We start from the raw sequence: 21,756 nt of genomic DNA on the forward strand, positions 1-21,756 counted from the left end.
AAATTCTTGAGAAACCTGGTTCCAAATAATCCTTGTCTGGTTCATTATTGTTCGCGCCATATAATCGGGAACGCAATAAATATCTCACGTGTTGTAATCAAGGGGGGACAGTGGATCGATATTTTATGAAGAGAATCTTATTTGCGATGTATTACATGTCATGATTCGAGTAAAAGGTTCGCTGTGCCACATTGACAACATGTACGTAAAACAGATTTTCTTATCAACTTATACAATTTCATTTTCATTTATTTAAGGAAAATGATCAGTAAATGTAGCAACAAAAATAAAATACGAACATACAAGCGTTAAAAGTGATAGACTAAGAACGGTCTATATGTATCGGAAAGTCTATATGCTATGTGTAATCTTATTGAACATGGTTCCAAATAATCCTTATTCACATAATTTTCCTCGCATCATGATATCAAATAAACATCGACTATCCCACGTAAAGTAATCAAGGAGAGGGACTGCAAGTACATAAACAAACAAATAATAAGAAGTTCAATCAATTGCAAGGGAAAGGGTGATCAAATAGTGGACGATAAGGTAATTGCCATGATAGTACGTGTCAAGAGTTTTAAAAGCGACAGGTCAATTAACGAATTCAACACGGAGTTAAAGAGAGACTATAAATGACTGGTTAAATTAAGCTGAGATAATGAGATCGATCATCCAGATGAAAAATGAAATATGAATCGCAGAGCAATCATAAAGCATTTTATAGTGTTTAGTTAAGAAAGCATTAAACAACACCTAAACATTAAAAACCTTGAAGTAAACTTGTTAAGTAATTATAATAAGTCTGGCGCATAAATCATTGAAAAAATCGCAAATATCTCACTATCGCAAGTATACTTCTAAGTGATACACAACTTCCTATAATTTATATTATGTTCGGGGCGTTCTACGATCTATATAGTTTCCATTCTCCACGTATCCTTCTCGCCCTAGCTTTCCAAGCGATTCTTATACTCTTTAGTCTTTATATCTTTGAAGTCGATATATCCTACACTGTACTCGATGACATCGTTAATGAACAACTTATGATCCTTAGCAAACTCTTTCACAGATTCAAGCAATTCTTTATCGTACGTTGTTTTATACTGAATTCGATCTGCTGGACGCAAATTCTTATCGTATTCAATAACTCCTGCAGCCAATACATTCCACAAACCGTTTTCCAGCAAATAATTGCTATGTGTATTATGTCGCTCTGATAATTCCTCTAATTTCTCTAAAATCTCCTGACTAATATTTGTTCGAAACTTAACTCGTGATTCATCTGTAGTTTGAATCATTCTACCACTCACTAATTTCCACATAATTTATACCTCCTAGATCGTCATAAACTCGCAGATCATTCACGAGTTTATCCTTTGTAATCGATCGGTTTGTTGCAATGCTTGGATATTCGCTGAACCCGTCGCAAACATCGCCATTCTTAATTCTAATTCACGTACTTCCATTGTTTGGAAAACGCTTTCAGCGGATATAGTGGCTTCTTCCAGAATTGCACGTCCAAAACCGACAAAATCTGCACCGAGCGCAATACATTTTGCTGCATCAACACCCGTATGAAGTCCACCGCTTGCAACGAGTAATTTTTCATTCATATAAGGTTTGACTAGCTGAAGTGATTTCGTTGTCGGAATTCCCCATTCGCTAAACGCTGCCGCTGCTTGTTGTTTGATCGGTGTCGTACGGTATTTTTCCACTTGACTCCAAGATGTTCCGCCTGCACCCGCTACATCAATGAATGACACGCCAATGTCTAGGAGCTTCTTCGCGGTTTCCCCATCAATTCCCCATCCAACTTCTTTAATGCCAACAGGAATCGTTAATTCATTGCATAATTTCTCGATTTTAGAAAGTAATCCACTAAAATTCGTATTTCCTTCAGGTTGAATGACTTCTTGTAAGACATTGATATGCAGTACTAACGCATCTGCATCGGTATATTCGATAATTTGACGGCATTCATCGGCAGAAAATCCATAATTCAGCTGTACGGCACCTAAGTTAGCGATAATTGGTGCGTTTGGAGCGTACTTTCGTAATGCGAATGAAGGCCTGAATGCTTTACTTTCAATTAAAGCGCGCGTAGAACCTAGCGCAAGTGCCCAGCCTCGTTGCTCTGCAGCAAGTGCGAGATTACGGTTGATCGTTTCCGCAAAATCTGCCCCACCAGTCATTGAACTGACCAAAAAAGGAGTTTTGCATGTTTTGCCTAGAAAGTCTTGATCCATATTGATGTCTTCAAATGATAATTCAGGTAAAGCATTATGTAAAAATTCATATTGTTCCACGCCTGTTGTGATCGAGTTTCCCGTTACGTGTTCATCCAATACAATCTGGATGTGCTGTGCTTTCCGATCATTTAGTTTCTTGCCCATGATTTTAGCTCCTATCTAGCATAGTGCATACAATTATTCATTTTCATATAAATGACTTAGTGAACTGTATAACTGTTCCATCGCGATTCCGTAACTCCAACCTATATTTTCACTTCGGGAAACTACTTTATATAATCTGTTTTCAAAGTGCTCGAAAATTTTCTCGTTATTTTCGCATGCATCGATTACCTTTACAAATATATTCAATAAATCATTGTAAAAACGTTCATCGATATCACCATAAGTTAACGTGAATTCAGTCCCTGATTCTACAAAGTATAATTGCAAATCGGTTGTTTTCTCTAGGTCATTCGAAAGTTTTTCAAATTCGTTGATTTCTTTCTTTATCTTTGGAAAATCTAAATACAACTGTCCGCGAGGTCCCATAGAATAGTTCTTATCTATACTTTTCTTTGTTCTTTCTAATAAATCTATTGTTGCATCTTCCCTATTAAATTGCATCATGAAAAACTGCTGTGCCTTTTCGTCCGTTTTATGGAGTTCCGCAATCAGTTGGATCAGCTGTTTTTTATCTAATTGATTTAAGTGCTTCTTAAGCTCACTAACTTTTAATTTCATAAAAGCTCGACCTTTCATACAGTACTATAATTATCAGTTACTAAGCATTATAGCGGTTCTCCGAAGATTACACAAAACATAAAAAAGCTCAGATATGAAATCGGAGCTTTGTGTGTGCTAATAGGTGGAAATTAATTGCTTTTTCCACTTTTCATCTTGAATTTGTCCTTCATTTAAATAAATAATCCGGTCTCCAAGACGTTCCGCTTCATCTAAATCATGCGTAACGACAATGAAAGGGATTTTCCAACGGTCGTGCAGGCGTAATAACTCATCCTGACACAGTTTACGTGTTTCTCTATCGAGAGCGGATAACGGTTCGTCGAGCAATAGTACGGAAGGTTGTGTAGCTAACGCTCTCGCTAAGCCAACACGTTGCTTTTCACCACCCGAGATTTGGTGCGGATACTTCTGCAATAAATGTTCAATGCCTAGTACGTGAAGTAACTCACGAATGGTTTCGTTACTCTCTTTTCGGCGATTCTTTTTGACACCAAACCAAATATTTTTCTCCACTGTCTTATGTGGAAATAACGCATAGTCTTGGAATACATAACCGATTTGACGATCACGAGCTGGCAATGGTTTTTCACCGGTTTCATAAAAGGTTTGTTCTTTTGAAAGAATCATGCCGGAATCTGGGTGTGTAAGCCCCGCAATGCTGTTCAGGATAGTGGTCTTACCAGAGCCTGATCGACCAACTAATACAAGAATCTCTGAACACATTTGAAAGTGAATATTCATCTCGTAGTGTGCGAGTTGTTTAGTAATTTCTACATGCAACATGTCGATTCCCCCTAGACTCATGATTTTGTAAAACGTCTCATATTACGTTTGCTCCACCAGTTCACCCATAAAATCAAACTAAATCCGAATGTAATGATGATGACGACCCAAAATGTCGCCTTTTCCATCTGGCCCGACTCCACTGCAAAGTAGATCGCCATTGGAATGGTATCGGTTTTACCCGGTATGTACCCTGCCAACATCAACGTAGCCCCAAACTCCCCAAGTCCTCTTGCGAATGAAAGCACCAACCCTGCCAGCAATCCAGGCCAAGCGAGCGGAAACACCACTGACCAGAAAACGCGCCATTCAGAAGCGCCCATCGTACGCGCAGCATTGGATAGCCGTTCATCTAAACTGTCAAAAGCGGCCGCAGCACTTTGATACATTAGCGGAAATGACACGACAATCGAAGCAATGACAGCGCCAATCCACGTAAAGACAATCTGGAAATCGAACCACTCAAGTAACCAACTACCAATCCAGCCTTTTTTGCCGAATAAAATAAGTAGACCGAATCCAACAACAGTCGGGGGTAAGACAAGTGGCAGCAAAAACAATGCTTCCAATATACTTTTTCCGAAAAAATCACGCTTTGCGAGCAAATATGCAATGAACACACCAACTATAAATACGAAGAAAGTGGAGATGGCAGCCACTTTTAAAGATAATAACAATGGAGAGTAATCCATTTCCAGCACGCCTTCTCCCCCTTTCAATTACTTAAATCCAAACTTCTGTAATGCCTCTTTACCTTCAGCACCCGTTAAATAATCAAGGAATTGCTGTGCAGCTTCCTGATGCTTCGAGTCTTTAACAACAGCTCCTGGATAGACGATTGGCGCATGCCAATCCGTGTCTGCTTCGGCCAATACTTTCACATCGTCCGATACAAACGCGTCACTCGAGTACACGACACCGTAATCCGCATTGCCCATTTCCACATGTGTCAAAACTTGCCGTACGTCGGACCCTAAAACTAACTTTTCTTTCAAAGGCTCCCATAAATCTAAGTTTTCAAATGTCTCTTTCGTATAGCGTCCAACCGGAACGGATTCCGGCTCACCTACTGCGAAATGATCGAGTGCTGCCGGATCAATCTCTTCGAATGAAGAAATTGTACTATCGGAATCTTTGTGTGCAATCAATACGAGCGCATTTTCAGTAAAGTCTTTTCTTGATTCATGGATGAGTAAGCCTTTGTCTTCCAGTTCATTCATGTCTTTTGAACTTGCTGATAAGAAGACATCAGAAGGTGCGCCGTTCTCAATATTGGTTGCCAGTTTACCAGAGCTTCCGAAGTTGTATGTAACGGTAACTCCTTCGTTGGCTTTTTCAAAATCTGCTTTCAAGTCTTCAAGTGCGTCGGTTAAGCTTGCGGCAGCTGAGACTAATATTTCGGCTTCAGGTGTTTCTTGATCTGTTGCATCAGTGTTTTTATTCGTATCTGAACATCCTATCAGAAAAATGGACAGCATAACGAACAAAGTAGAAAGTAAAAAACGTTTCATTTTGTTTAACCCCCTTTATTTTTCATTAGCTATAACTAGACATATCTAGATATAACTAATTATATTTACTTTTATCATAATATGCTTAGAAAAACTTGTCAATTTTGCTTTTATTGACGAATTGTTGGAAGATAGATGTACTATTCTTGGAGGGTTGCGACATGACAAATCTAAATAATGATATTTCCTATACAACTGATGAAATTGCGCAATTACTGAAAGTATCGAAATTAACGGTTTACGACATTATTAAGAAAGGTGAGATCCGAGCTTATCGTGTAGGCCGACAAATGCGAGTCGATGCAGTAGATTTGGCTGCATATAAAGAGCGACTGAAAAGCGGCGGTGAATCCAACTCCACTCCTGCACACACGGTAATTCAACACGTTCAAGCACCTGAGCCAGTTACGAACAATCAAGTGATCATTAGTGGCCAAGACCTGAGTCTGGACATCATAGCCAGTAGTTTAGAAGAAACGGGTCTTTACCGCCCATTACGATCGTTCTCAGGCAGTCTGAATAGTCTTGTCAAAATGTATCAAGGACAAGCTGATATCGTCAGTACGCATTTATTCGACGGTGAGACAGGCGAATACAATCTGCCCTATATTAACCGTTTGCTAACGGGCCGTTCCTATATGGTGATCCATCTGCTTGGGAGAACTGCTGGATTATATGTACAGAAAGATAATCCGAAACAACTGCAGAACTGGTCAGACCTCGATCGTGCAGACGTACGCCTTGTGAACCGCGAGAAAGGCTCAGGAGCGCGTGTATTGCTCGATGAACAACTGCGACTCGCGGGAATTACGGGGCGTTCTATCGCAGGGTACGATGATGAGGAGTTGAATCATATGGCCATTGCGACACGTATTGCTTCCGGACAAGCAGATGTAGGTGTCGGAATTGAAAAAACGGCTCGGCTGATCGGCGTGGATTTCATTCCGTTGATTCAAGAGCAATATGATTTGGTGCTAATTAAAACAACTGAAAACGAAAAACTGCGTGAGCTCATAATCGAGACATTGAGCTCTGTGGCGTTTAAAGAGAAACTCACAGCGATTGGTGGGTATGACGTGACGAAGACGGGGACGGTGTTGTATGAGACGCGATGAGGTGTTTGAAATCGTGTGCCTATGAGCGGTTATAGGGGTTCTATGATCACTTAGAAATTTCTATGAGCGCTCGTGGCGCGTGATAGAGCGGATAACGCATACTATAGAGCGGATACCTGTATTCTAAGAGCACTTACGCCATTCTATGAGCGAATCACCCCCCTTTCATAAATAAAAAATAACCCGCCTTCTACCGGCGGGTTACTCTCTATCTACCTCATAATACTCCTCAAGCGAATCTGCATCATAATACATCTCTTCATCTGTCTCGAAACGATTATAGCGCAGCGTGAACAAGTAAAACATATGCGTTGCGACTACCTTCAGCAACGCATACGCAGGAATCCCGAGAATCACCCCAGCAACTCCAAATAGCGAGCCGGCTGTCAATAGGACGAAAATAATTGTGATTGGGTGGATATGTAGTGATTTCCCCATAATTTGCGGTGAAATGAACTTCCCTTCGATTACTTGCACAATCGTCCAAACGATCGCAAGCTTCACCAGCATGAACGGTGACGTGACAATCGCGATGATAGCTGCGGGCGTGATGGCAATCACTGGACCTAAATACGGTACAATACTCGTGAACATCGCAAGTACCCCAAGCAACAACGCATATTTCATTTTAATAATGAGGAAGCCAATCGACACCATGATTCCAATCGCAATAGCAACCAGAATTTGTCCTTGAATATACGCACTGATTTGTCGATCTGCATCGCGGAAAATGATGGATGCATCGTCTCGCAAACGCGGAGGCAACATGCGCAATATCATTTGAGGTAACTTCTCGCCGTCTTTCAGTAAGTAAAACAGAATGAGTGGCACCGTGAAAACACTCAAGATGATTCCCGTTAAAGCAGAAACGAATGACGTAATACCTGATGCGATTCCACCTATGGTCTCCGTGAAGAACGTACCGATACTCTCAAAACCGGAATCAAGGAAGCTATTCACGTTAAAGTTGAATCCTTCATAAACCGGCGAAAATATGGAATTGCGGAAAAATTGATCCGTATCCAAAACTAACTGTTTAAAATACGTTGGGAATTCATCGAATAGATTGATCGTCTGTAAACGCAGGAACGGTAATACTAAGAAAATCACTAATGTTAGTAAACCTGCAGCCGCTAGAAGAATAATCAAGATTCCATAGACGCGTGGTATACGCAGACGTTCTTCCAAAAACCGAAGAATTGGACGCATTAAGTAATACAAAATCGTCGCGAGTACGACCGGTAAAACAACAGTTGAGAAAAATACTTTAATCGGATAAAAAATAAATGAAACTTGAGTGAAGACCAAGATGATCAATCCAATGAACAATAAACAAAGTAAAACAAACAATGTAGATTGACCACCGAGAAATCCAACAACCGGTGAAGTCGAGGGAATCGACCAGAAGTTTCGTAAAGAAGACTTTTTTGGTGGCTGCCTCAATGTTTCACTCCCCCCTTTATTCGATCCGTTATGGTGTAGCTAAAAACGAACGAATCGCTTCTCTATTTTTATCTAAATCAATATCAATTACAGATCCTGCGTGACTATAGGAAGTAAAAGAATAACTTCCTTCAACTGGAATACGTAAAGTCTGAAGATCCAATTTTCGTTTTGCAACAATTGTCAGCACTCTAGTTAGTTCATCCTTTGAAGTGAGGTCCGTCTCAATGAAGTTATCGAGTGCACCCGCTACTTTCGGTGCTTGCAAGACCGTCGATACGCTGAATAGCTCGTCCTTCACTGCTTGAATGACTTCCTGCTGGCGATTGACCCGCCCGAAGTCCCCTTCATCATCTGCGCGGAATCGTGCATAACCAAGTAACTCTTTACCGTTTAATCGCTGGACGCCAGGTTTTAGCGTGACACCGATCTTTTCAGACATTTCATTTTGAACGTTCATTTCAAGACCTTTCGGAAATGCAATGTCCATAATGGATTCGAAATTATCGAAATCGACGACTGCGTAATGATGAATGGGTATATTGAACATCCCCGAAATCGTTTCTTTCGCAGTTTGGACACCACCCAAGTAATAGGCGGTATTCAATTTATACGACTGGTACCCCGGGATCTGTGCGTAGATATCTCGCATAAATGAAATTAAATGCGCGGTACCAGCAGTTTGGTCCCAAGATAATACCATCATCGTATCGGTACGGTATTTTCCTGATCCATCATTATCGACGCCGAGCAATAAATAATTCTCTGTCGTTGGATCTTGCGGGTTTAGCAAATCACCTTGAAATTCTCCAGGATTGATCTTGCTGCCTGCTGTCATCGCCTTACCTTGTTTATATTGAAAGTAGCTATAAGCCGACATCGTTACAGTGAATAGCAATACTGCTGTTATAAAAACTCTGCCAACGCGTAATTTACGCTTCTTTTTCCTGCGATGTGGCTGCTGTTCGTCGAAGTGTTCATCCATATAGCGTTCATTCCTCCATTATCCGTGTGTATCCAGTTATCAGGACGTTTCTGTTCACAACGGGTTGCGTCCAGTCACGAGCTTTGCTTGGCGGATCGACCTATTTGCAACGCTAGTCCTAGCATTGCCACAAATAAAAGAAGAAATACGAACAATGTAACGTAATGATTTTCTGTGTAGTCATATAAGGAAGCGATGAGTAAAGGCAAGATTCCACCTATGATGAAGCCCCCTGTCTGCATCATCGCAGTCCAAGAATTCGTTTCTTCGGCTGTATCAGTAGCGTCCATTGGCATAAGCAAGCAAATCGGGAATAATCCACCAAGTGGAATGCCCATCACGAGTACGCCGATTGCGAACCACAATGGATCTGCCGTCCACATCAAGCCGATCGAGACAATACCGAGTGCGAGGATCACAACAAGTGCTGACGTTCTACTTGTAAACTTCTGCAAGATAATCGGGAAACCGATGTTCATGAAGATCTGCACAACCGTCATCAAACTAAGCAATGTCCCTGCCTGTAAAAGCGTCATGCCGTTCGATACAGCAATCGGAACGAGATAGGTTAAAACGGAGAAGAACAGTGCCGTCTGTAAACCGAAGAATACAAGGAAACTCCATGCCTTCTTGCTACGCCATGGATTCTCCCCTTTTACTACAGGTTGTTCTGACACTTGCTTCACTTCAATTGGATGCTTGGCGGTGATTGTCCACGCAACCATACCCAGAATCGCAATAGCGGCCCAAATGGCTAGCGCAAATGAATAGGACCCGGCTTTTTCATAAAAGACCCCCGTTAATCCTGTACTTAACGTCGCCCCCATCCCCATACCGAATGAATAAATGCCGACTACGACTGCAACATGCATCGGAAAATACTGTTTGATTAGCGCGGACAGCAAAGGTCCAATGACGGCGATCGCGACTCCCGCAACGAAAGCTGTCAATAATAACACACTAAATGACGTAACCGAAAAGCGGATCCCAGTTGCTACAGCAAGTAACAGCAACATCAAGTACATCGTCTTATTTAAGCCGATCGCTTTATTCAGTATCGGTGCGAGCATGGCGAATACCCCCATGCAAATGACTGGAATAACAGTTAAGAGACTCACTTGCGTGTTAGACAACACCAAATCATCTCGAATAATATCCAGCATGGGCCCAATAGATGTAATGGCTGGTCGTAAATTGAGCGCGACTAGGAAGATCGCAAATAATAAAAGAATTTGACTAGATTTAGAGCGCAATACCAAGACTCCTTTTACTCATAATTCGTATAGATCATCTATCATCATTATATCGTAAATCAAATTTGTAAACAGTACTAGTTCAAACATTCCATTTCACGTAATTTTAATGTATACTAGGAACATTGTGAACTTAGGAGGATATTATATATGTTAGCAGTTAGTAATTTAAGTCTTCGCTTCGGCGACCGCAAGCTATTCGAAGACGTCAATATACAGTTCAATCCAGGTAATTGCTATGGATTAATTGGAGCGAATGGCGCAGGAAAATCTACATTTGTCAAAATCGTGTCAGGTGAACTTGAACCTCAAACAGGTAATGTTATTCTTGGAAAAGACGAGCGTATGGCTGTCTTGAAACAGAACCACTTTGAATACGAAGAATATGAAGTAATGGATCTTGTCATCATGGGCCACAAAGAGCTGTATGAAGTGATGAAAGAAAAAGATGCTATTTATATGAAGGAAGACTTCTCCGATGAAGACGGAATGCGTGCAGCTGAACTTGAAGGCGAATTCGCAGATATGAATGGATGGGAAGCAGAATCTGAAGCTTCTGTACTCCTTCAAGGTCTTGGCGTTCCTGAAAGCATGCATCATTCCAAAATGTCTGAACTGGACGGATCCAACAAAGTAAAAGTATTGCTTGCACAAGCATTATTCGGCAAGCCAGATGTTTTGCTATTGGATGAGCCAACAAACAACTTGGACACTAAAGCAATTCGTTGGTTAGAAGAATTCTTAATCAACTTCCCAAACACTGTCATAGTCGTTTCCCATGACCGTTACTTCTTGAATAAAGTATGTACACATATTGCGGATCTTGATTTCAGTAAAATCCAGATTTACGCTGGTAACTATGACTTCTGGTACGAGTCCAGCCAATTGGCGTTGAAACTATCTCAAGAGTCTAACAAGAAAAAAGAAGAAAAAGTTCAGGAATTGCAAGCGTTTATCGCGCGTTTCAGTGCCAACGCTTCGAAATCCAAACAAGCCACTTCTCGTAAAAAGACATTGGAAAAAATCGAGTTGGATGACATCAAACCATCTTCTCGCCGTTACCCATTCGTCAACTTTACAATGGGACGCGAAATCGGTAACGATGTTGTATCTGTTAAAGATGTTACGAAAACAGTTGATGGCAAAACAATGATTAAAGACGCTTCTTTCTCACTCGATAAAGAAGACAAAATCGTTTTGATTGGTAACCCACTTGCGAAATCTGCAATGCTTGATATGCTGGCTGGAGTAACTGAGCCGGATTCTGGAGTGATTAAATGGGGCGTTACAACAACTAACGCATACTTCCCAATGGATAACTCGGAGTACTTTGAAGGTTCAGAGCAGACGCTAGTCGATTGGTTGCGTCAATACTCACCTGAAGATGAAACAGAAACATTCTTGCGTGGATTCCTTGGACGTATGTTATTCTCTGGTGAAGAAGTGAAGAAAAGTCCTAGCGTATTATCAGGTGGAGAAAAAGTTCGTTGTATGCTATCAAAAATGATGCTTACAAGTGCGAACGTCTTGTTGCTTGATGAACCGACAAACCACTTGGACTTGGAGTCTATCCAAGCGCTTAACAATGGTTTAATCGCGTTTAAAGGCGCTATGATCTTCACATCTCATGACCATCAGTTCATCCAAACAATCGCTAATCGTGTAATCGAGATCAATGATGATGGAACAATCTTTGATAAATCGATGTCATATGATGAGTATTTGGAGTTTAAAGGTCTGAAAGCATAATATAGGTAATCTCGAGACTATCCTAGAAACAATTTCTAGGATAGTCTTTTTTCGTTCGTACAAACTATATGAAAAAAAAGAAAAGCCGTAGCTCCTCTTTTCCTTTTTATTATTTTCTTTTTTGCGAGTAGTTGTCTACTAACGCTCTGTTTAGTAACGATATGGATCGATCTAGTTCAAACTTGATTAAGTCTTTATACGCTTTCACCTTTTCTAGATCTCCTATACGGTAAATGTAGAGTGTCTGCATCTCCGTCCCCTGCTTATGAACCGGATGTCTAACAATCAGGCCGTCGTTAAGTAAATCATGAAGCGATTTATATACTTCAGACTTAGTCGGACGGTAACCAAGGTCTCTGAAATGGTCTAGAAGGTCATCTAATATTTGTAGACCATACAAGTTCCCCTCTTCTGCTTTATGTAGCATGTAGAGCTTCAGAAAAGCTCTCTGACGAATGACAAATGTACTCTTCATTGATCTTCCCTCCTTGATTGCTGTACGTGTGATAGTTATAGTATAGCAAATTATGTCGTGCGAGGAGAATTGTAAAGAACTAGGATTATTTGGAACCAGGTTTCTTATAACTATTCAATAGGATAATAGACCGTATGTTCCTAGTTGTTGATGGTGGAAACAGATTGGTATTAATGAAGAGTATAAAAAAACTATTTTGTGATTTTTTCTATCAATTAAGGGAATACTATAAGAATAAAAGGAGGTTTTCTTATGAAGAGACATACTGGATGGTTTCTGACAGCTACACTTCTTTTTGCACTCGCTGGATGTGGGTCCGAGCCTGCATCGACTGATAATACAACTACCCCTACTCCACCCGTTGATGATGACGCGATATTTGAACGCATCGAACCAGAAGTGACTATTCCCAATGCAGAAATTGAAATAGATGAAAATATCCAAGAAGATGCCGTGGAGGAACCTGAAACAACAGCTGATCCACAAGCTATTCCTGCTTCCTTGTTGGATTACTTCCCTCCTGACGATACGAGTGTATATTACGAAGGTGTCGGGAATGAATTCGCCCAAATGGCTAATACTATATCCCGACCAGCACCCGATTATGTCGTCATTCACGAAAATAATGGTGGTTCTTACATTCAAAAGGTCTATAAATTGGAAGATAACAAGATTCAACTTGTGAAGGAAGAACTTGTTGATTTCAATGTAATATTGCCAACAACAGCTGAATTGGATGCGCTCGTTCCCATTCGAACGTATTTGAAAGAACCTATTCAAGTGGGGACGACATTTGATGATTGGACGATTGTAGAAGTCGACGCTTCCCTACAGGCGCCTTATCAGCAGTTTGATGATGTGGTAGTTGTAGAGCAAATCGATGGAGACTTCGTCAATAGACTATATTTGGCCGAAGGTTTTGGCGAGGTAAAACGGGAGTCGATCATGACAATCGCTGGAGAACCGGATTACGTTGTAACGTCCACTTTAGAAAATATGACGCAGCCTTAATTAATAAAAGTATAATAAATAGACTATGTAGGAAGACTATCCAGGAGCTCGACCTTTGGGTAGTCTTTTTCTTGATACTAGATCGTTTACTCTTCCCTATTCTTCGCAAGTTATGAATAGCTTCTACTAATAAGGGAATAACACAAAATAAAAGGAGGTTTTTCATTATGAAACGTAATCTGTGGTTGTTGATGGCTATGCTGCTTCTCGTGCTCGCTGGATGCTCAAATAAGCCCGCAACGTCGATTGACGGTAAGACCGAATCTTCCGAAACAGGTACTGAAGGGAAAACCGATGACAAGACAGATCAGCAAAATGACGATGCGAATTTGACCGATGTGTCTTTGATGGAGTACTTTCTTCCCGACGGCTCCAGCGCCCATTATAAAGGTGTTGGGAACGAATATGCTGAACTAGATATCACCGTGGCAAGACCTACTCAAGACTATGTGGTGATTCATGAAAACAATGGCGGTACATTCGTTCAAAAAGTATATAAGCTGAACGGCGATGAAATTCAAGTCTTACAGGAAGAACATATTGAATTGGATGCTGGCGTGCCTCCTGTAGAAGAGTTGGAATCCATGGAGCCGATCCGCACGTATTTGAAAGGTCCTATTGAAGTCGGAACTACGTTTGATGATTGGAAGATCGTCGAGATGAATGCATCAGTAGAGACACCTTATCAGCAATTTGAAGATGCTGTCGTCATCGAGCAAGCGGGAGAAGACTTTGTAAATAGGATTTATATCGTGAAAGATTTCGGGGAAGTAAAACGTGAATCTACGATGTCTATTGAAGGCGAAGAAGAATTTGTAGTTACTTCTAGTCTTGAAACCGTGACACAACCTTAATTTTTCGCAAACAAAAAGGCGCCGCAATGGGCGCCTTTTCAAGTGGTTTAGATTTTAACAACGTTAGCTGCTTGTAGACCACGGTTTCCTTCGACAACTTCAAATTCAACCTGCTGACCTTCGTCAAGAGATTTGAATCCGTCGCCTTGGATTGCTGAGAAGTGTACAAAGATGTCTTCTTCTCCGTCAACTTCGATAAAACCGAAGCCCTTTTCTGCGTTAAACCATTTTACTGTACCTTGTTTCATTCGATAACCTCCAAAAATATACGTACTTATTAATACACGAACCTTAGCAAAGCAAAAAATTCACGTATTACAAAAGATACCGACGTCGCCGATCACTTTTGTAATAGGTGAATCACTTAGCATACGGTCGTTCGATTAATTTACTTACGTTAAGTATAACATCTTTAACTTGATTGTCAATAAAAAAATAACACTTTTTACAGAATGTTCTTACGATATGTTCGGTTCACCATTTAGTAAAACAACGATACCGTGATATAACTGTAAATCTCCTTCACAGCCATCGCAATAATGTTTTTCGGTTGTGGACCAAAATGCGTGGAAACAACCTTTACGAACTTCATAATGCTCAAAGTATGATTCCATCTTGCTGATCACTTCTTCAATATATGCCTGTGTTTCGTCTTCATTCGTAAATGTTTTGGACGTGACGCTATAGTCTCTCCACTCTTCAAACATCCACCACGGCTCAAAGTCCGCCTTCATGTATACAACTTCATACATTCAGTATGCACTCCTTTATCTTGCGCTATGCAGGAATGATTCTCATTTTAGCAAATCCTTCCCACTATTCAAAGTAAAATGATTCATGTGGCGTAATATATGAGTTTTCGACCATTTTCGGCTATAATTAAGATAGGCTCAAGTAACCTTACTGTCTGCACGATAAATGAAACCTTTTCGCTGTTAATCCGTAAGTATTATATAGAGTCAGAATGGAAGGTGGCCTGAACAATCATGACGAATATAAAAAACTTTTTTACACGACATTTAATTATGGCGCCTACTAGTTTCCTGACATGGTTCACCCTCATCGGCGGGACAAGCATCAATTTTTTCCTAGGTTCCGCAATCGGGATTGCCATGTATGCAGGAGGCAACGTAGCCATTAAAGAACTGCAGTTACGTTCCACACTGAAGCAATTCGGTATGGCTCGCTCTGAATATAAACATATTGAACAACAATTGAGTGAATCCAAGAAAAAACTGAAACAACTCGGTAATATGTATGGACAAGTACGTTCGATTCAAGCATTTAGACAAGTGTATGACATGTCTTCAATGGCTCGACGTATTATCAAAATTGTCCAAAACAACCCACGGAAGTTCTATCAAGTCGAGAGCTTTTTCTATGCTCACTTGGACTCCGTCGTAGAACTTACTTCAAAGTATAGCTTGCTAGTGAATCAACCATTAAAAGATCAAGAGATCAAAGTTGCCTTGCAGCATACACGCGAAACATTAGCCGATTTAAGTCTCGAAATGGAGCGTGATCTTCGAAATGCCGTAGCAACCGATTTAGAGAAACTACGCATGGAAATTGATTATGTGGACATTACACTCAAGAGAAACAAACCGTTGCTCGAATCGAAAGGGGAACATTCTAATGACAGATAAAAACACACTAGAAGAAAAATCAGTAGACGACTTACTCGGCAATCCGTTCGATATGGACGCTAGCCTACTTCCAAAAGAGATGGAAAACTCGCTTGCGGATGACACAGCACCTGTCAAACTCATTGACCGTTTAACACCGGAAGAACAAGTCAAAGCAAGACAATTGGCTTCACAGATTCCTGTCGGTAATTACGAAGCCGTCATTTCCTATGGCGCCAATGCACAAAATGAACTTTCCAACTTCTCTCACAAAATGCTTGACCATGTTCAAGGCAAAGATATCGGCCCTGTCGGTGATGTACTGAACGAATTAATGGCCAAGCTATCCGAAATCGATACAGATGATCTGTCGGATAAAAAGAAATCGGGACTAAGTCGTTTATTCAACAAGGCTACTCGCCCTATTAAAGAAATCATGACAAAATACGAAAAACTCGGCACACAAGTCGATAAAATAAGCGTTCAACTAGAGCACTCCAAACGTGGTTTAATGGAAGATGTCCGCATGCTGGATAATTTGTATGAACAAAACAAAACGTACTTCCAAGCACTGAACGTCTACATTGCAGCTGCAGAATTAAAAATTGACGAAATCAATAGCACGATTATTCCAGAATTGCATAAAAAAGCACAGGCATCAGATGATCAAATGATGGTTCAAGAAGTCAATGACATGGCGCAATTTGTAGATCGTCTTGAAAAACGCCTATACGACTTGCAACTATCACGCCAAATCACGATTCAAAGCGCGCCACAGATTCGAATGATCCAACAAACGAACCAAACGTTAGCTGAGAAGATTCAGGCGTCCATCATGACAGCCATTCCTCTTTGGAAGAACCAGATTGCGATTGCTTTAACACTTAACCGTCAGCAAAAGGCTGTGGAGTCTCAGAAGCTTGTGACGAAGACAACGAATGATTTACTACTTCGCAACTCTGAAATGTTGAAAGTGAATAGCATTGAAACAGCGAAAGAGAATGAAAAAGGCATTATTGAAATTGATACATTGAAAACCACTCAAGAGAACTTGATCCAGACAATCGAAGAGACATTGCTGATCCAAGCAGACGGTCGCGCAAAACGAAAAGCTGCCGAGACCGAGATTGCCAGAATGGAACAAGACCTCAAGACACGTTTACTCGCTGTATACGAAGAGTCACAAAACCGTCCCTCTTAAGAGAGACGGTTTTTTTGATGTAAGTAGTGACACTTGAAGTCAGGCTATGAGCGGTTGTGGGCTCTCTATGATCGCTTGTCCAGTCTCTATGAGCGACTGGAGACTCCGATAGAGCGGATAAGAGGCGTCATAGAGCACTTAACTAGGTTCTAAGATCACTTGACCAAATCAATGAGCGGCACCGCGATTGCCTCCACTAACTCCTCACAAATCGAACTTCAAAACACAAAAAGAGACAGTTCAATTAAGAACTGTCTCCCTATCTCTATTTATTCACTCAAAATACGTCTTATAATACCCGCCGACCTTGCCGGAATTGTCTACTACGAAAATAAACTCCTCGGTCTCGTTTTTCACGTCATACGACTTCCCCACCGTCAGCATATTACTAACGAAAAACTTCGCTGCATCCGTGTGCGTACACGTCACCGTTTTCAAAGTAGGCTCATCCAACCATTGTAAATATGACATAAAACCTCTCCTCTCATAAATAAAAACGACCCGCTGATTAGCGGGTCGCTTGGAATGTGTTAATTAAGAACCTAGTAGAAGGTCTTCAGGGTTTTCAAGCAACTCTTTAACCATCTTCAAGAATCCAACTGAATCTTTACCATCAATTACACGGTGATCGTAAGAAAGTGCAACATACATCATTGGGCGAATTTCGATATTGTCACCAACAGCTACTGGACGCTTCTGAATAGTATGCATACCCAAGATTCCTACTTGTGTACCGTTTAGGATTGGAGTAGACAATAGTGAACCGAATACTCCACCGTTTGTAATTGTGAATGAACCGCCTGTCATATCAGCCATTGTCAACTTGTTGTCGCGTGCTTTTTTCGCAAGTTCGCCGATAGATGCTTCGATTTCAGCGAAGCTCTTACGGTCTGCATCTACTACGTTTGGTACAACTAGTCCGCCGTCAGTAGATACTGCGATACCGATATCGAAGTAATTCTTCAATAAGATTTCATCGCCATCGATTTCTGCGTTAACATATGGGTACTTCTTCAATGCAGCAACGACTGCTTTCGTGAAGAATGACATGAAGCCTAGACGTACATCGTTTTGCTCGAAGAACTGGTCTTTTTTGCGTGAACGAAGTTCCATCATTTTCGACATATCAATTTCGTTGAATGTAGTCAACATGGCTGTTGATTGTCTTACCTCAAGCAAACGCTTAGCAATTGTTTGACGACGACGAGTCATTTTCTGACGCGTAATACGGCCATCATCTTTCGCTTCTACTTTAGCAGCTGGAGCCGCCGCAGCAGGTGCTGGAGCGTTGTTGTGAGCAGATACGTCTTGTGCGCGTACGCGACCCATTGGATCAACAGGTGATACGTCAGCAAGATTGATACCTTTTTCACGTGCAAGCTTGCGTGCTGCTGGACTTGCAATTGTGCGGTCTGAAGAAGAAGTCTCTTCTGCTACAGCTGCTGCTGGAGCCGGAGTTTCTTCTTTTTGTGCTGGTGCTGCTGCTTCAGTTGCTTGTGGAGCTTGTTGTGCCGGTGCACCTGAACCTTCGCCTACAATCGCGATTACTTGGCCAACTTCAACTGTGTCGCCTTCTGCAGCCAATAGTTCAGACAATACACCCGCTTCTTCTGAAATGACTTCGACGTTCACTTTATCTGTTTCCAATTCAACGATGAATTCACCTTTATCCACGTTTTCACCAGGTTGTTTCAACCATTTTGCAATTGTACCTTCTGTAATGGATTCTGCTAGTTCAGGTACTCTGATCTCTGCCACAATAAATTCCTCCTCGTAGGTATACCGTTTTAAACGGATAAGCTACTTTGTATAAGTAGTTTTTTTACTTTTTTCTGTAAAGATTCTTTATTTGTTATATCACTTTTTCAAAGCTTCTTCAATGATTCGGTTTTGTTCTTTTTTATGAGAAGCACCGTCGCCTTCAGAAGGACTTGAGCGTTTGATACGACCTACATAAGAAATGTCTTTGCCGTCAGCTAGTTTTTCTAGGAACGGATAAGCGAATGACCATGTACCCATGTTCTTCGGCTCTTCCTGAACCCATACTAAATCTTTTGCTTTCGGGAAACGAGCAACGATTTCTTTGATTTTGTCGGATGGGAATGGATATAGCTGCTCCACACGGATTACGTGCAAGTAGTCAAATCCTTCGCCGTCTTTGATCTTCTCAGCCAAGTCAATTGCCATCTTACCGCTTGCGAACAAGATCTTTTTCACTTTTTCAGGTTTAGTTCCTGTACCAGGTTGCTCAAGAACTGTCTTGAAGTGACCTTCTGTTAAGTCTTCAACGTCTGCTCCAACTAATGGGTGACGAAGTAAAGACTTAGGTGTAGCAATTACTAACGGACGCTCTGCTTCGCTGCCGAGAATTTTCGACTGGCGACGCAATACGTGGAAGTAGTTTGCTGCACTGGAGATATTCGCGACTGTCCAGTTGTTTTCTCCACAAAGCTGTAGGAAACGCTCAATACGAGAACTGGAGTGTTCTGGTCCTTGTCCTTCAAATGCATGTGGCAACAATAGCACTAGGCCGGATTGCTGTCCCCACTTCGCATAACTTGAAGAAACGAACTGGTCGAACATCACTTGTGCCATGTTCGAGAAGTCACCGTATTGTGCTTCCCAAATAGACATTGTTTTGTCTTCTTCTAAGTTATAACCGAATTCATATCCGACGATTCCTGCTTCTGTTAATGGACTGTTATAAGCCACGAATGAAGCATTAGATCCGCTAATATGATGCAACGGAACAAGTTCTTCACCTGTTTTTTCATCATGTAGGACTAAATGACGTTGTGCAAACGTACCGCGCTGGATATCTTGTCCAGAAATACGGATTGGTTTACCGTCTTGAATGATGGAACCGAATGCCAATTGCTCAGCATGCGCCCAGTCAATTTTGCCTTTACCATTGAATGGTTCTTGGCGTCGTTTTAAGATTTTATCCAATTTGCTGAAGACAGCGAAATCAGTCGGATACGTTAATAGCTCTTCGTTCATTTTACGAAGGCGATCTTCCGAAACCCCTGTTTCTAGATCACGTGGAAGTCCAGCTTGTACCACTTCCGGTGTTGCATTGGAAATTTGTGGTGCATCTGCAGATTGTTCTTTAACATGATCGTAAGCTTCTTGCATAATTGCGTTGACCGACTTGTCCATTGCTTTTACTTCTTCGTCTGTCATGAGCTTTTGCTCGACCAAGCGTTGTCCGTAAATTTGACGAACTGTCGGGTGTTTATGGATTTCGTTGTACATCACTGGATTCGTCACTAGTGGCTCGTCCATTTCGTTGTGTCCGTAACGACGGTAACCGATTAAATCGATCAATACGTCTTTACCGAACTGCTGGCGATATTCGAATGCCAGTTTTGCAACAGCTAAAACTTCTTCTGGGTGATCTGCATTCACGTGGAATACAGGCACTTCAAAGCCTTTTGCTGGATCAGATGCATAGTGTGTAGAACGGGAATCATAGTATTCTGTCGTGAAGCCAATAGTGTTGTTGGCGATGACGTGAACCGATCCACCTGTTCTGAAACCACGAACGCGTGAGTAGTTGAATGATTCCGGTACGATTCCCTGTCCTGGGAATGCCGCATCACCATGTACTAGGATCGCGTATGCTTTGTTAGTATCTTGCTTTGGAATACCTGGGCTATCCGTGTTTTCCTGTGCAGCACGAGTCTGTCCAGTAATCACCGGGTTCACTACTTCAAGGTGAGACGGGTTATACGCTAAGAAGCGGTTCATTCCCGATTTGCCTTTATGAAGAGCTCCCATATGGTATTTCACATCGCCGAACCAGCCGCGTGTTACTTCTAAAGAACCGTCTTTTGGCAAGAACGGTGAAGCAGGTACGCCTGCGAATTCTGCGAACATCATTTCATATGGTTTATTTAAGTTATGTGTCAACACGTTCAGACGTCCACGGTGAGCCATGCCGATTAGCACTTTTTCCATTTTCGCTTCTTCAGAACGACGCATTAATTCGTCGATTAAGACAACTAATGTGTCCACACCTTCGATAGAGAAACGTTTAGCTCCAACGAATGTACGGTGAATGAACTTTTCAAATCCTTCAATTTCCGTCAAACGCTCAAGAAGTTGTTTTTTCTCATCTTCTTGCAAGCTTGACTGTACGTCGCCGTTTTCAATTTTTGATTGAATCCACGTACGCTCTGTTTCATCGATCAAGTGTGCGAATTCGTATGCGATGGAGCCTGTGTAAAGAGACTTCAAGTAATTCATTGCATCCAATCCGTTTTCCACTGTCGCTGGAACATTTTTCAAGAACAAAGTTGCTGGCAATCCGACCAGATCGCTTTCTGTCAATCCATGATAAGACAGTTCAAGACGGGATGTATCTTTAGGTCGATCGTTTAATGGATAAATATCAGCTGCAAGATGTCCATAAGAACGAATAGCTTCAAGTAAAGAATAAACGGCAAGAACTTTACGCAAATCCGTTTGGGAACCTTGCGCTATAACTGCCTCTTGACCTGAATCATCCATCTGAGGCGCACCAAAATTCCTGAATAGCTCTGCTAAATCAGGATCTACTGCATCTTGATCTGTTTTAAACAGATCGTACATTTCCATTACATACCCAAGGTTTGGACCCGAAAAATTAGCATACGGGGAACGATGGGAATCCACATTGTTCGACATGTAATATAACCTCCACATTTGCCTACCGGCGTGTTGTGTTTATTTTCACTACTTCTATACAATAATAGCACGCAAACCTTAGAACTGAAAGGGATTAATCCT

At 41.4% G+C, this 21,756-nt stretch carries 21 protein-coding genes; 6 read left to right on the plus strand and 15 right to left on the minus strand.

Annotation, left to right across the window (positions count from 1 at the left end; translation table 11 throughout):
* Positions 1-953 precede the first annotated feature (953 nt).
* The 6 genes from Q7P97_RS01100 to modA all read right to left on the minus strand — a co-directional run bounded on the left by Q7P97_RS01100 (position 954) and on the right by modA (position 5,275).
* Complete coding sequence (locus Q7P97_RS01100; RefSeq protein ID WP_303965293.1) at positions 954-1,328, minus strand: rRNA methyltransferase; 375 nt, start codon at positions 1,326-1,328, stop codon at positions 954-956.
* Between the two features lie 39 nt (positions 1,329-1,367).
* Positions 1,368-2,399: a type 2 isopentenyl-diphosphate Delta-isomerase gene (fni, locus tag Q7P97_RS01105; protein ID WP_303965294.1), complete on the minus strand. Its 1,032-nt coding sequence runs from the start codon at positions 2,397-2,399 to the stop codon at positions 1,368-1,370.
* Positions 2,400-2,432: 33 nt separating this feature from the next.
* Positions 2,433-2,978, minus strand: coding sequence for a DUF6155 family protein (locus Q7P97_RS01110; protein WP_303965296.1), 546 nt, complete (start codon positions 2,976-2,978; stop codon positions 2,433-2,435).
* 117 nt (positions 2,979-3,095) lie between these two features.
* Positions 3,096-3,764: an ABC transporter ATP-binding protein gene (locus tag Q7P97_RS01115; protein ID WP_303965298.1), complete on the minus strand. Its 669-nt coding sequence runs from the start codon at positions 3,762-3,764 to the stop codon at positions 3,096-3,098.
* 17 nt (positions 3,765-3,781) lie between these two features.
* Positions 3,782-4,456: a molybdate ABC transporter permease subunit gene (modB, locus tag Q7P97_RS01120; RefSeq protein ID WP_369823309.1), complete on the minus strand. Its 675-nt coding sequence runs from the start codon at positions 4,454-4,456 to the stop codon at positions 3,782-3,784.
* Between the two features lie 27 nt (positions 4,457-4,483).
* Positions 4,484-5,275, minus strand: coding sequence for a molybdate ABC transporter substrate-binding protein (gene modA, locus Q7P97_RS01125; protein WP_303965303.1), 792 nt, complete (start codon positions 5,273-5,275; stop codon positions 4,484-4,486).
* A 161-nt stretch (positions 5,276-5,436) separates the two neighbouring features.
* Here modA and Q7P97_RS01130 point away from each other — a divergent pair, with 161 nt between their 5' ends.
* A complete protein-coding gene (locus tag Q7P97_RS01130) occupies positions 5,437-6,390 on the plus strand; it encodes a substrate-binding domain-containing protein (protein ID WP_303965305.1) in 954 nt (317 codons plus the stop codon).
* 201 nt (positions 6,391-6,591) lie between these two features.
* Here Q7P97_RS01130 and Q7P97_RS01135 read toward each other — a convergent pair whose 3' ends face one another.
* From Q7P97_RS01135 to Q7P97_RS01145, 3 genes are all read right to left on the minus strand, one after another.
* The gene (locus Q7P97_RS01135) at positions 6,592-7,788 is read right to left on the minus strand and encodes an AI-2E family transporter (RefSeq protein ID WP_303965377.1); all 1,197 of its coding nucleotides are present in this window, start codon (positions 7,786-7,788) and stop codon (positions 6,592-6,594) included.
* Positions 7,789-7,861: 73 nt separating this feature from the next.
* A complete protein-coding gene (locus Q7P97_RS01140) occupies positions 7,862-8,818 on the minus strand; it encodes an LCP family protein (RefSeq protein WP_303965307.1) in 957 nt (318 codons plus the stop codon).
* Between the two features lie 74 nt (positions 8,819-8,892).
* The gene (locus tag Q7P97_RS01145; protein WP_303965309.1) at positions 8,893-10,071 is read right to left on the minus strand and encodes an MFS transporter; all 1,179 of its coding nucleotides are present in this window, start codon (positions 10,069-10,071) and stop codon (positions 8,893-8,895) included.
* A gap of 150 nt (positions 10,072-10,221) precedes the next feature.
* Between Q7P97_RS01145 and Q7P97_RS01150 the strand changes: the two genes are divergently transcribed.
* On the plus strand, positions 10,222-11,820 hold the full coding sequence (locus Q7P97_RS01150; protein ID WP_303965312.1) for an ABC-F family ATP-binding cassette domain-containing protein: 1,599 nt from the start codon (positions 10,222-10,224) through the stop codon (positions 11,818-11,820).
* Positions 11,821-11,929: 109 nt separating this feature from the next.
* Here the strand turns inward: Q7P97_RS01150 and Q7P97_RS01155 are convergent, their stop codons facing one another.
* Positions 11,930-12,295, minus strand: a complete 366-nt coding sequence (locus Q7P97_RS01155; RefSeq protein ID WP_303965315.1) for a helix-turn-helix domain-containing protein — start codon at positions 12,293-12,295, stop codon at positions 11,930-11,932.
* A gap of 252 nt (positions 12,296-12,547) precedes the next feature.
* Between Q7P97_RS01155 and Q7P97_RS01160 the strand changes: the two genes are divergently transcribed.
* Positions 12,548-13,306, plus strand: a complete 759-nt coding sequence (locus Q7P97_RS01160) for a hypothetical protein (RefSeq protein ID WP_303965317.1) — start codon at positions 12,548-12,550, stop codon at positions 13,304-13,306.
* A gap of 167 nt (positions 13,307-13,473) precedes the next feature.
* Entirely contained in the window at positions 13,474-14,160 is a 687-nt protein-coding gene (locus Q7P97_RS01165) for a hypothetical protein (protein ID WP_303965318.1), read from the plus strand.
* Positions 14,161-14,207: 47 nt separating this feature from the next.
* Here the strand turns inward: Q7P97_RS01165 and Q7P97_RS01170 are convergent, their stop codons facing one another.
* Complete coding sequence (locus tag Q7P97_RS01170) at positions 14,208-14,408, minus strand: cold-shock protein (protein WP_085426218.1); 201 nt, start codon at positions 14,406-14,408, stop codon at positions 14,208-14,210.
* A 210-nt stretch (positions 14,409-14,618) separates the two neighbouring features.
* The gene (locus Q7P97_RS01175) at positions 14,619-14,912 is read right to left on the minus strand and encodes a DUF1033 family protein (RefSeq protein WP_303965325.1); all 294 of its coding nucleotides are present in this window, start codon (positions 14,910-14,912) and stop codon (positions 14,619-14,621) included.
* Positions 14,913-15,146: 234 nt separating this feature from the next.
* Here Q7P97_RS01175 and Q7P97_RS01180 point away from each other — a divergent pair, with 234 nt between their 5' ends.
* Together Q7P97_RS01180 and Q7P97_RS01185 are read left to right on the plus strand one after the other, a co-directional pair.
* Complete coding sequence (locus Q7P97_RS01180; RefSeq protein ID WP_303965328.1) at positions 15,147-15,806, plus strand: 5-bromo-4-chloroindolyl phosphate hydrolysis family protein; 660 nt, start codon at positions 15,147-15,149, stop codon at positions 15,804-15,806.
* Positions 15,796-16,986 (plus strand): toxic anion resistance protein, encoded by a 1,191-nt coding sequence (locus tag Q7P97_RS01185; protein ID WP_303965330.1) that lies wholly within the window; start codon positions 15,796-15,798, stop codon positions 16,984-16,986. Before Q7P97_RS01180 ends, Q7P97_RS01185 begins: the two co-directional genes overlap by 11 nt.
* A gap of 273 nt (positions 16,987-17,259) precedes the next feature.
* Here Q7P97_RS01185 and Q7P97_RS01190 read toward each other — a convergent pair whose 3' ends face one another.
* From Q7P97_RS01190 to Q7P97_RS01200, 3 genes are all read right to left on the minus strand, one after another.
* Positions 17,260-17,457, minus strand: a complete 198-nt coding sequence (locus tag Q7P97_RS01190; protein WP_303965333.1) for a DUF6501 family protein — start codon at positions 17,455-17,457, stop codon at positions 17,260-17,262.
* Between the two features lie 63 nt (positions 17,458-17,520).
* Positions 17,521-18,744: a 2-oxoglutarate dehydrogenase complex dihydrolipoyllysine-residue succinyltransferase gene (gene odhB, locus Q7P97_RS01195; RefSeq protein ID WP_303965336.1), complete on the minus strand. Its 1,224-nt coding sequence runs from the start codon at positions 18,742-18,744 to the stop codon at positions 17,521-17,523.
* Positions 18,745-18,843: 99 nt separating this feature from the next.
* Complete coding sequence (locus Q7P97_RS01200; protein WP_303965339.1) at positions 18,844-21,654, minus strand: 2-oxoglutarate dehydrogenase E1 component; 2,811 nt, start codon at positions 21,652-21,654, stop codon at positions 18,844-18,846.
* Positions 21,655-21,756 lie beyond the last annotated feature (102 nt).

The sequence above is a fragment of the Sporosarcina ureae genome, assembly GCF_029267015.1.
GTDB classification, from domain to species: Bacteria; Bacillota; Bacilli; order Bacillales_A; family Planococcaceae; genus Sporosarcina; species Sporosarcina ureae_D.

Excerpts from the sequence above, each read along its gene's own strand:
- Q7P97_RS01100 (WP_303965293.1), bottom strand. The coding sequence starts at position 1,328 with ATGTGGAAATTAGTGAGTGGTAGAATGATTCAAACTACAGATGAATCA.
- fni (WP_303965294.1), bottom strand. The coding sequence starts at position 2,399 with ATGGGCAAGAAACTAAATGATCGGAAAGCACAGCACATCCAGATTGTA.
- Q7P97_RS01110 (WP_303965296.1), bottom strand. The coding sequence starts at position 2,978 with ATGAAATTAAAAGTTAGTGAGCTTAAGAAGCACTTAAATCAATTAGAT.
- Q7P97_RS01115 (WP_303965298.1), bottom strand. The coding sequence starts at position 3,764 with ATGTTGCATGTAGAAATTACTAAACAACTCGCACACTACGAGATGAAT.
- modB (WP_369823309.1), bottom strand. The coding sequence starts at position 4,456 with ATGGATTACTCTCCATTGTTATTATCTTTAAAAGTGGCTGCCATCTCC.
- modA (WP_303965303.1), bottom strand. The coding sequence starts at position 5,275 with ATGAAACGTTTTTTACTTTCTACTTTGTTCGTTATGCTGTCCATTTTT.
- Q7P97_RS01130 (WP_303965305.1), top strand. The coding sequence starts at position 5,437 with ATGACAAATCTAAATAATGATATTTCCTATACAACTGATGAAATTGCG.
- Q7P97_RS01140 (WP_303965307.1), bottom strand. The coding sequence starts at position 8,818 with ATGGATGAACACTTCGACGAACAGCAGCCACATCGCAGGAAAAAGAAG.
- Q7P97_RS01150 (WP_303965312.1), top strand. The coding sequence starts at position 10,222 with ATGTTAGCAGTTAGTAATTTAAGTCTTCGCTTCGGCGACCGCAAGCTA.
- Q7P97_RS01155 (WP_303965315.1), bottom strand. The coding sequence starts at position 12,295 with ATGAAGAGTACATTTGTCATTCGTCAGAGAGCTTTTCTGAAGCTCTAC.
- Q7P97_RS01160 (WP_303965317.1), top strand. The coding sequence starts at position 12,548 with ATGAAGAGACATACTGGATGGTTTCTGACAGCTACACTTCTTTTTGCA.
- Q7P97_RS01165 (WP_303965318.1), top strand. The coding sequence starts at position 13,474 with ATGAAACGTAATCTGTGGTTGTTGATGGCTATGCTGCTTCTCGTGCTC.
- Q7P97_RS01170 (WP_085426218.1), bottom strand. The coding sequence starts at position 14,408 with ATGAAACAAGGTACAGTAAAATGGTTTAACGCAGAAAAGGGCTTCGGT.
- Q7P97_RS01175 (WP_303965325.1), bottom strand. The coding sequence starts at position 14,912 with ATGTATGAAGTTGTATACATGAAGGCGGACTTTGAGCCGTGGTGGATG.
- Q7P97_RS01180 (WP_303965328.1), top strand. The coding sequence starts at position 15,147 with ATGACGAATATAAAAAACTTTTTTACACGACATTTAATTATGGCGCCT.
- Q7P97_RS01185 (WP_303965330.1), top strand. The coding sequence starts at position 15,796 with ATGACAGATAAAAACACACTAGAAGAAAAATCAGTAGACGACTTACTC.
- Q7P97_RS01190 (WP_303965333.1), bottom strand. The coding sequence starts at position 17,457 with ATGTCATATTTACAATGGTTGGATGAGCCTACTTTGAAAACGGTGACG.
- Q7P97_RS01200 (WP_303965339.1), bottom strand. The coding sequence starts at position 21,654 with ATGTCGAACAATGTGGATTCCCATCGTTCCCCGTATGCTAATTTTTCG.